Raw genomic sequence first — 10,348 nt, forward strand, 5'->3', positions numbered from 1 at the left:
TCTTATGCTATAAGGCCCAGTACCAGCGTTCTTGCAACCAGGGGCAAAGTAGCAATTAAGTGTAGAAAGTTAGTCCTATATGGGGGTACCATACATGCCCATCAACTCAAGAGATTTTAATACTCTCAAACACAAAAAAACGTTATCCTTTCTAAACAAGCTAAATTAGAAAGGATGACGTTTTCAAAGCGTCCACAATTCAGGGTTCCGTTCAAAGTAAGGATAATCTTTTTCTATCCTTCTTCTATTAGATAAAAAGCATAAAACGATCATTAAAAAAAAACATATCTTTCACTTCAATTTCACACTGAAGTCACATCTATCTTTTATATTATATCTATCGAAGCTGTTCCTCCCTAATAATGAGACATTCCCCAGTGTCTCGAACAGCTTTCCCTCCCTAATTAAAATTGATATATTGTCCCTTTCCCTGACCATTTTGTGCTGACAAGATGGTCTATTTTTTATCACCTATTACTGAATCATACCTCTTATCCAGTAAGCAACTATTCATTTATATAAATCCATTTTTATTTTTTAACACCTAAATCCCTGCTATACAAAATGAAAAGTAACCTACACTCGTTTACTCTTTCTGTTTTTACTTCGCATGTGGCAGAGAAAAGCCCTGACCGTTTCTATGCATGGCCAGATGCTCTCTCCCTCCTAAAAAGAGGGGTTTTGGTGTATATAGTAAGATCAATGTTCCACTTTACGATAATGTAAAGCGCTTCGTTTGTTCACTTAATTCATGAATTTGCGAGGCCATTTCTTGCACTTCTTGTGTAAATACATCCATATGCTTCGCAACTTCTTCTATTGTAACATTCACTTCTTCAGTAGATTCCGCTGTTTCTTCACTTGCAGCCGTAACAGCCAACACTTCAGTGTGAATGACGTTCTGCTGCTGTTTCATCGTTTCCATTTTACCGATAACGTGCTGCAAGGACTGATTCAATTCGTTTGAAATATATTGCAGTGCTTTCATTTGCTCTGCTACTACACTTACTTGACTGAACTGAGCATCATATTGCTGCAATGCTTGCGACAATTGCTCTGTTGTTCCAGATGCTTCTTGCTGCATCTTATAAATTAATTGACGAATATGCTTTGTTTGCTCTGCCGTACGTTCCGCTAACAATTTCACTTCATTTGCTACAATGGCAAATCCTCTTCCAGATTCCCCCGCTCTAGCTGCTTCAATGGCCGCATTTAAGGAAAGCATATTCGTTTGCGCTGCAATGTCCTCGATTGTATATAGAAATTCTCCCGTATGGCTTACTTGCGTTAATAAAGAATTGACTGTATCTTGAAATTGATAGAACGTCTCTTTCATTTCCTTCCCTTGCATAACCGTATTATGCAGCATTTCCTGTCCTTCTTCTCCTGCTTGCGCCATCGCTTGAGAAATACTTTGCATATCATCTACAGCATGCTCGACTCCGCGTATTTCTTCTTCAAAAGAATGCATCGCATTTGAAACTTGTTCCATTGAAGAAACAGTTTGCGCATTACTATTTGTAATCTCTTGACTTGATAATAACATCGTTTGATTTTGTTCTTTCATTACATGTGTAGAAGACAGTAACATTTTCGATGTTTGCGTTACAGAATGAGTTGCCTTCTGTACACCTTGTAACAATCCTCTTAAATAATCCATCATATGTTCGAAAGAACGAACCATCTGTCCAATCTCATCTTTCTTACGAGATGAAATCTGAAGTTCTCTTAAATCACCTTCTGCAATCCGCTTTGTTTCTTCTTTCAACATATGAAGCGGCTTCAGACCTCGGTTAATAAAATAGAACAGACAAACAAAGGCAACGGCAACAATTCCTATATTGATAAGAGCGTGTTCTACCATTCTATCTTTCAACAAGTTTTGCATAATCGTATCTACAACAGAAGCTTGTATATCCATTCCAAGCGCCCCATACACTTGGCCCTTTTCATCTTTTAATGGCACCATAACAGACATGTATTTCCCGTATTTTTCATCATTCATAATGGGGGTGTACACCCATTCTCCTTGTTGCAGCTTTTTCACTTCTGCCGCATTACCTTCACACTTCTCCCAAATCGGTGATGCTTCCTTGCCAATTGGTTGCCCATCAATCATAATGTACGATTCATTGTTCTTAAAATGCATCGTGTATACATATAATGCACCATTATGTTCACGCATTTCATTTAATGTATTTCGCAATTTCTCATATGTATCATTTTGCTTTGGATCTTTTAACCACGACTCATATGCGTCTGTATCAAATTGTTTTTTCATTGCTTCAACTTGAATCTTCCCTAACTCTCCAATTGTTTGTTCCCCAGTTCCTTTCGCAGTAAAATATAAAAATACAAAATTCACACTCGCCAATCCCAAGATTACTACAAATACAATTCCTAAAATCCGTGTTCGCAGATTCATAGTCGTTCTCCTTTTTAAATAAAAATTTATTAATTTAAACATAAAGAATGATAAATATAAAAAAGAGTTTTAAAAATCAATTCCATCTTCGGATTGTACATATTCTTTCTATTGAAAATTTAAAATACGTTATATTATGTATATAACATAAAAGTAAGTAATAAATATAGCATCTTTCTTAATTTTTATTACTATAATATCGATCCCGCTAGTTGCGGGCAGCAATATTCCCTAAACAAAAAGAGGCCGCCTCACTTTCAGGCAACCTCTTTCTCATTTCTATTCTACTAATCTATTATTAACGGTAAGAAGAAACGTCATTACCTTTCCATTCATAATAGTCTAAGATACCAGCGTAAATTGCTTCGGCAGCGCGCTGTCTTCCATCTGGTGAAGATAGTTTCGCACCGTCTACGTTGTTGTCTACAAATGCAAGTTCTGTTAATACAGCTGGCATTGTATTTTCACGAATTACATATAAATCGCCTTCTTTTACGCCTCTATCGCGTGTTCCAAGTGCTGCTACAAGACGATCTTGAATTTTCTCTGCTAGTACACGACTTTCGTCTACATGTGGGTTTGTTGCTGTCGTTGCTGATTTGTAGTAGTAAGTCTCTGTACCTTGAGCAGTTCCGTCAAAACCATTGCCATGAATACTTACAAAGATATCCCCTTTATTCGCTTGAGCAAATTCTACACGTTTTTTCAGAGAATCTTTTGCATCTGTTCCTGGTCTTGTGTCAGTATTGTGCGTTAGCAATACAGTAAATGGTGTTTTTTGTTCAAATAATTTCTGTACGCGTAAAGATGTGTCTAATACAATTTTACTTTCATCCATGTTTACGCCTTCGTGGCCAGGATCTACACCGCCGTGACCTGGATCAATAATAATTGCTTTTCCTTCTAAGAAATTCGCTTGTTTCGGTGGGTTCAACTGACTTTTATCAACCCATTGGAAACCAGCATATGTACGAATACGAATCCAGCTTCCGCTTTCTTCAATCACTGTTACGTTTTGTGCGTCATATTTCCCTAATACTTTAGAGCCATGAGATGCTTCTTGATATGTAGTAAATGTACCATCGATATACTCTTGTTTCTCATTTAAAGGCGTCCATTTATCGCCTTTATCCGTTACAATCTTCATCCAGCCGTCTTCTCGTTGTTCTTTCACTACAATCATTTGCGGAGCATGTTGATTGGATGTGATACCTGATGATAATGATGGCTCATGATATGTGATAAAGTTTCTATTCATATACATTCTTTTTGATGTATCTGCTTTTCCCATATCAGCTTTTGCGATAAATTGGGCTGCTTCTGCACGCGTAACAATACCATCTGGATTCCAGCCGTCACCCGTTCCATTAGAAATGCCTAAAGCAACTAAAGTATTAGCCAGCTTCTCGCCCCAATGGTCTTTTAAATCATTAAACTGCGTTGGTAAGTTACCAATGATTTTATTATTTAATTGATACGCCTCTACAAGCATAGATGCCATAGAAGCACGATTAATGCTGCTTGATGGATTAAAGTTCCCTTTCTCATCACCTTTAATCACACCTGCTTTTTCTACCGCGGCAATGTAAGGAGCTGCCCAGTGGTTTTGTGAATCTTGGAAAGATGGTTTTGCATTTGGATTAATTTCTAAACCTAGTACCATCGCGATTAGCTTTGCAGCTGATCCTCGATCAATTGTTTCAGATGGTGAAAATGTTCCGTCTGGTTTTCCGTCAAGTGCATTTTTCCCAACTAAATAGTTAACCGAATCTTGCGCCCAGCTCGGTACATCCGGAAAATTCTTTTCCGCTGCTGAACTACTTAATGGATACGCTAATAAGTTGACTGCTAGAATCCCCGCTGCGATTACTCCGTATTTCATTAAATCTTTCTCCTCTCATACCTGTTCATTATGAAACTATGTTCTATTAAACAATAAAAAATTTAATATTTATTATCCCTCTACTATTCTACTATTTAATAGCACCTAAATTATTGTATGGCATTACAACTCTAGAGTAAATACGCATATTAAATAATAAATATTAAATGTTTATTACAGTAAATGTTTAATTAGGAAATGTTTATATACAAATAAAAGTTAAAAACCCGACATAAAGACCCCTTTCTTTTTAGACGGACGAGAGCATCTGGCCATTTATAGAAGCGACTTATATGTGGAAAAATAAAAATGAATTCGCCTATGCATGTATAACAGACAAACAGCAACAAAAAAGATTGCCCAAAAATCCCTAGGCAATCTCTTTTTCATTGCTATTCTACTAATTCTATTATTAACGGTAAGAAGAAACATCATTACCTTTCCACTCATAATAATCTAAAATACCAGCATAAATCGCTTCAGCAGCACGTTGTCTCCACTCTGGAGTAGATAGTTTTTCACCCTCTATCTTGTTGTCAACAAATGCTAGCTCTGTTAATACAGCCGGCATTGTGTTTTCACGAGTAACGTGTAGATCCTTATGTTGTACACCTCTATCACGTGTTTCAAGTGCCACTACAAGACGATCTTGAATTTTTTGTGCTAGCATGCGGCTGTCTTCTACATATGGATTTGTTCCTTTTGTTTTTGAATTATAATAGAATGTTTCTGTTCCATTTGCTTGTCCATTAAAAGCATTACCATGAATACTTACAAAGATATCCCCTTTATTTTTTTGAGCAAATTCTACTCGTTTTTTTAGAGAATCTTCTGCACTCACTCCCGGTCTTGCATCGCCATCACGTGTTAACAATACAGTAAACGGTGTTTTTTTCTCAAACAATGCCTGTACTCGTTTAGATGTATCTAATACGATTTTACTTTCTTCCATATATACACTTGGTTTACCTGGATCAGGATCACCATGCCCTGGATCAATAATAATCGCTTTTCCTTCTAGGAAATTCGCTTGTTTCGGCGGGTTCAACTGACTTTTATCAACCCATTGGAAACCAGCATATGTACGAATACGAATCCAACTTCCATTTTCCTCCATAACCGTTACGTTTTGCGGTTCATATTTCCCTAATACTTTAGAGCCATGAGACGCTGCTTGATATGTAGTAAATGCACCATCGATATACTCTTGTTTTTCGTTTAAAGGCGTCCATTTATCTCCTTTATCCGTTGCAATCTTCATCCATCCGTCTTCTCGTTGTTCTTTCACCACAATGATTTGCGGTGCATGTTGATTGGATGTGATGCCTGATGATAATGATGGCTCATGATATGTAATGAAGTTTCTATTCATGTACATTCTTTTTGATGTGTCACTTTTTGCCATATCAGCTTGTGCGATAAATTGAGCTGCTTCTGCACGTGTAACAATACCATCTGGGTTCCAACCGTCATCCGTTCCTTTAGAAATGCCTAAAGCAACTAACGTATTAGCTAGCTTTTCGCCCCAATGTTCTTTTAAATCATTAAACTGCGTTGGTAAGTCACCAATGATTTTATTATTTAATTGATACGCCTCTACAAGCATAGATGCCATAGAAGCACGATTAATGCTGTTTGCTGGATTAAAGTTCCCCTTATCATCACCTTTAATCACACCTGTTTTTTCTACCGCGGCAATGTAAGGAGCTGCCCAGTGGTTTTGTGAATCTTGGAAAGATGGTTTTGCATCTTGATTAATCTCTAAACCTAGTACCACCGCGATTAGCTTTGCTGCTGATCCTCGATCAATTTTTTCAGATGGTGCAAATGTTCCGTCTGGTTTTCCGTCAAGTGCATTTTTCCCAACTAAATAGTTAACCGAATTTTGCGCCCAGTTCGGTACATCCGGAAAATTTTTTTCCGCTGCTGAACTGCTTACTGGATAAGAAAATAAAGTTACTGCTAGAATCCCTGCTGCCAGTTTCCCATACTTCATAAAATTGTTTCTCCCCCTCAAAATCTATTAATAACAATCGTTATAAAATATCTCTTCTAATAATTAACCACATTATACCAACCCTAATATTTTACAATATTAATATTATCTAGTAAATGTATATCTCTATTTGTATATATATTCATTCATCTAAATAAACAGACATAAAACCCCTCTTTTTAGGTGGGAGAGAGCATCTGGCCATGCATAGAAGCGGTCAGGTCCTTTTTCTGCCACATGCGAAGTAAAACCGAGCGTAGGGTACTTTTTATTCTGAATAGCCGGGATTTATATAAGTAAAATTTACTTTCATAGTTTTTTACACATAATAAAACAAAAAAAGTGATCGATATGTAAATACCAATCACTTTTCCAAAAATCATTTATTCTTCTATCATTGGTGATAACACATACGCATAAACAAGTGCTTCTGTATGCGCAATGGAACTCTCATGTGTACGCTCAAATGCATGAGAAGAATCAATCCCTGCACCGATTAGTGCGTGTTTCACGTCGAATCCTGCTCGAATAGCAGCGGATGCATCTGATCCGTAATATGGATAGATGTCTACTTTATATTCGATATTGTTCGTTTTAGCAAGGTCAACTAAGTGCTTACGTAACCCGTAATGATATGGACCGCTAGAGTCTTTCGCACAAATGGATACAGTATATTCATCCGACGCCTGTCCATCTCCTAATGCTCCCATATCAACTGCTAAGTATTCTACAGTTTCTTCTGGAATATTAGAATTCCCGCCATAACCAATCTCTTCATTATTAGAAATTAAGAAGTGTGTTGTATATGGCAATGTCGTATTCTCATCTTGTAATCTTTTAATTAATTTTAGTAGAATTGCTACGCTTACTTTATCGTCTAAATGACGTGATTTTATGTAACCACTCTCTGTAATTTGAACGCGCGGATCAAATGAAACAAAATCGCCTACTTCGATGCCTAATTCACGAACTTCATCGGCTGAAGATACACGTTCATCAATACGAACTTCAATATTTTTTTCGTCTCGTTTCGCTTCCCCTGCATCTTTGTAGACGTGGACAGATGTTTGATGCATTAAGATTGTTCCTGTATACGTTTTTCCGCTTGCTGTTTCAATCTCGCAATATTCTCCTTCAACAGAATTCCAGCGAAATCCGCCAATCATCGATAAGCGAAGACGACCGTCAGATTTAATTTCTTTCACCATTGCCCCTAACGTATCAACATGTGCCGTTAATAAACGATGCTGCGCATCATTCTTTCCTTTTAACGTTAGAATAAGAGCACCTTTATTGTTACGCTTTGTTTCTACATTCCATTCTTTTACATAGTTTTCAATAAAGTTGATAATCTTCGTTGTGTTTCCAGACGGACTTGGAATGGAAACAAGCTGTTTAATGAGTTCCATTGTTTCTTTTGCATGATGTGTCACTGTACTTCCCCCTACTTTATTTTTCTAATATTCAGTATACAGAAATTCTCGCAAAACCTCTACTAATATGAGATTTCTGTAGGTTTCTTGTGAAAAGAAGCATAAGGTAGCCGTTTTGGTCAACTTATGCTTCTAATATGCATACAACAAAAAAAGATACCTCAATAGGCTATCATTAGTAGGTTACATAGTTCTCGTTAACGGTAGTAAAAAAATCTCAATTTTTATCTTTTTTTAAATAAGATTTCAGTAATCCATTTATGAGCATAATAACTTATTTATTAATTTGCTGTACTCTTTTTTGAGTAATATGCTGAAAGTAAATTAAACTCCACATGCAAAAGCAGTGGAAAAACAATTGATAGTGAGTAATCCGTAATCGCACCAAACGTGATTCCCCCGACAAATGCGAACAGCATGAATTTTATGCTAGTCTGATTAAAGCTGTAATATTGTAAGTGAGCTACAGCGAATAGAAAGGAAGATATTATGATCGGTACCGTAACCGGTATGTAAGCTATTTCATAAAAAGGGTATTTTGAGAATGAATTGTTAAGTATCGGTATAATCATTCCTCTGAAAATTACTTCTTCAAAAATAGGATACATAATTACAAAGTTTAAGATATTTTTTTTCCCAATAGGCTTATATCCTGAGTATCGCGAAATGAAAATATTTGTTATTGCAGCACTTAAGATTAATAGAACAGTTGGTTCGTGATGAATTGGAATTGGTAAACGGAATACATAATTATCTTCATAAAAATAACTAATTATTGTCAGCAATGTTCCCCATATATAAATAATTTCATTTTCTATCTTTCGGTACAACGTTCTTCCAATAATAACGCGAACTGTAATATCAACAATTTTATATGAAAAAGCTAATAAAACAGCAAGTATCAAAGCAATAAGGCAGCTCATATCGATTTATCACCTCATCTCAGAAGGAATTCCTTTGTAATTCATGCATTTGATTCATATCCAGTATTACTTGATTTTTAAATATTTTCCTTATATTTTAAAATTTTACCATATTATGATAGTTTGAAGTGAGAAAAAATTAGTTGTATATCCTATTCATGTGAGGTTAACATAACGTCCCATTATATCAGTGGTTAAAAGCAATCATTGTCTTTATTTCCTTTACTCCATATGTATAAAATTCCGCATAAACTAACGGTCAACTTATGGGTAAAGTGACACTTATTATTAATTTCATAATTATGGTAAAATATGTTTTAGAACATAATAAAGGGGTATCAAAATGAAGTTAACGAAAAAACATGTACAAATTGCACTCATTTGGTTTTTATCATCTCTGCTATGTTTACAAGTTTCTTATGCCATTCACACTGCTACTTCCATTACAATTGGATGGGCATTAACAGCTATATTTTTTATCACTAGTCTGTTTGCAGGGAAATTAAGACGGGTAAAAGTACGCGAATAAAAAGCACAGCTCATCCAAAGAAGCTGTGCTTTTTTATCTATGAAACTATTCCTCCGAAACATCCAGCAAGTAAATTCCTTTTTGGAATCCGCCGCGCTCTGCTTCTTTCTGTTTGCGAATGCGCTCTATATCTTCAAATGTTGCGCCTTCTGCACGCGCTAATGATATGATAATTTCTAATGCATCAGCCAGTGAATCTAATGCGTGTTCACGCTCTTTCATAGAAGCAAATTCACGAATTTCTTCTGTTCCGATTTTGGCTAATGCTTGTATGTATGCTTGACCAGTTAGCTTTTGCGCTGTATATGTTTTTCCAGACATTAAAATTTTCTCTGGAACACGATCCCTTACTAGCTTATTATAAGTTGACATAAATTATCCTCCACTCCAATATCAGCGTATCTTTTCTATATTTAGTAACATCCGAGCTCCACTTTATAGAAAAACCATTTCTTTTTCACGCAGGCACTTTCCATATCGATCCCTGATCCATGTGCTCGTACGTGAGGAAAGAAATAATGTTCGAATTCATTCTCTTCTTTGCCATATAACGTTTGATATGCAGCTGGCACCGCTTCTTTTTTGATATCTCTTTCCTTCGTAACCTCTCCTGTCACAGCAACAATTGGATGCCCCTCAAAAAATAGCGCCGTCCGAACTGCGAGCGCAGGTGTGCTATGCAAAACATAATATGTAAGTAAGATGATACCGATAATACCAATGATTCTAGTTTTTCTCATCTAGCACTCTTTACCTTTCTATATAAATCCATTTTATTTTCCGACATCTAAATCCCTGCTATGCAGAAAAAAAGTAACCTACACTCGTTTGCTCGTTCTGTTTTTACCTCGCACGGGGCAGAAATAAGCCCTGACCGCTTCTATCCATGGCTAGATCCTCTCTCCCATCTAAAAAGAAAGGGGTTTTTATATACAAATCCATTTTCATTTTCCAACATCTAAATCCCTGCTATGCAGAATAAAAAGTAACCTACACTCGTTTGCTCTTTCTGTTTTTACTTCGCACGGGGCAGAAATAGGCCCTGATCGCTTCTATGCATGGCCAGATCCTCTCTCCCATCTAAAAAGAAAGGGGTTTTTATATACAAATCCATTTTCATTTTCCAACATCTAAATCCCTGCTATGCAGAATAAAAAGTA

The 10,348-nt window shown here is 36.3% G+C and carries 8 protein-coding genes; 1 reads left to right on the top strand and 7 read right to left on the bottom strand.

What is annotated here, in order from left to right; translation table 11 throughout:
• Nucleotides 1-712: 712 nt before the first annotated feature.
• The 5 genes from ACIQ7L_RS05935 to ACIQ7L_RS05955 all read right to left on the bottom strand — a co-directional run bounded on the left by ACIQ7L_RS05935 (nucleotide 713) and on the right by ACIQ7L_RS05955 (nucleotide 8,659).
• On the bottom strand, nucleotides 713-2,425 hold the full coding sequence (locus ACIQ7L_RS05935) for a methyl-accepting chemotaxis protein (protein WP_400567473.1): 1,713 nt from the start codon (nucleotides 2,423-2,425) through the stop codon (nucleotides 713-715).
• Between the two features lie 298 nt (nucleotides 2,426-2,723).
• Nucleotides 2,724-4,307, bottom strand: coding sequence for an N-acetylmuramoyl-L-alanine amidase (locus tag ACIQ7L_RS05940; protein ID WP_400567474.1), 1,584 nt, complete (start codon nucleotides 4,305-4,307; stop codon nucleotides 2,724-2,726).
• Nucleotides 4,308-4,719: 412 nt separating this feature from the next.
• Nucleotides 4,720-6,303 carry an N-acetylmuramoyl-L-alanine amidase gene (locus ACIQ7L_RS05945; RefSeq protein WP_400567476.1) on the bottom strand — a complete coding sequence of 528 codons (1,584 nt, stop codon included), beginning with the start codon at nucleotides 6,301-6,303 and terminating at the stop codon, nucleotides 4,720-4,722.
• Between the two features lie 383 nt (nucleotides 6,304-6,686).
• Nucleotides 6,687-7,736, bottom strand: a complete 1,050-nt coding sequence (locus tag ACIQ7L_RS05950; protein WP_400567478.1) for a M42 family metallopeptidase — start codon at nucleotides 7,734-7,736, stop codon at nucleotides 6,687-6,689.
• A gap of 281 nt (nucleotides 7,737-8,017) precedes the next feature.
• A complete protein-coding gene (locus ACIQ7L_RS05955) occupies nucleotides 8,018-8,659 on the bottom strand; it encodes a CPBP family intramembrane glutamic endopeptidase (RefSeq protein WP_400567479.1) in 642 nt (213 codons plus the stop codon).
• Nucleotides 8,660-9,002: 343 nt separating this feature from the next.
• Here ACIQ7L_RS05955 and ACIQ7L_RS05960 point away from each other — a divergent pair, with 343 nt between their 5' ends.
• On the top strand, nucleotides 9,003-9,188 hold the full coding sequence (locus ACIQ7L_RS05960) for a hypothetical protein (RefSeq protein WP_400567481.1): 186 nt from the start codon (nucleotides 9,003-9,005) through the stop codon (nucleotides 9,186-9,188).
• Nucleotides 9,189-9,233: 45 nt separating this feature from the next.
• Here ACIQ7L_RS05960 and ACIQ7L_RS05965 read toward each other — a convergent pair whose 3' ends face one another.
• Both ACIQ7L_RS05965 and ACIQ7L_RS05970 read right to left on the bottom strand, forming a co-directional pair.
• The gene (locus tag ACIQ7L_RS05965) at nucleotides 9,234-9,560 is read right to left on the bottom strand and encodes a nucleoside triphosphate pyrophosphohydrolase (RefSeq protein WP_097898220.1); all 327 of its coding nucleotides are present in this window, start codon (nucleotides 9,558-9,560) and stop codon (nucleotides 9,234-9,236) included.
• Nucleotides 9,561-9,601: 41 nt separating this feature from the next.
• Entirely contained in the window at nucleotides 9,602-9,928 is a 327-nt protein-coding gene (locus ACIQ7L_RS05970; protein ID WP_400567483.1) for a hypothetical protein, read from the bottom strand.
• Nucleotides 9,929-10,348 lie beyond the last annotated feature (420 nt).

The sequence above is a fragment of the Bacillus sp. NPDC094106 genome (assembly GCF_044764345.1).
Classification (GTDB): Bacteria; Bacillota; Bacilli; order Bacillales; family Bacillaceae_G; genus Bacillus_A.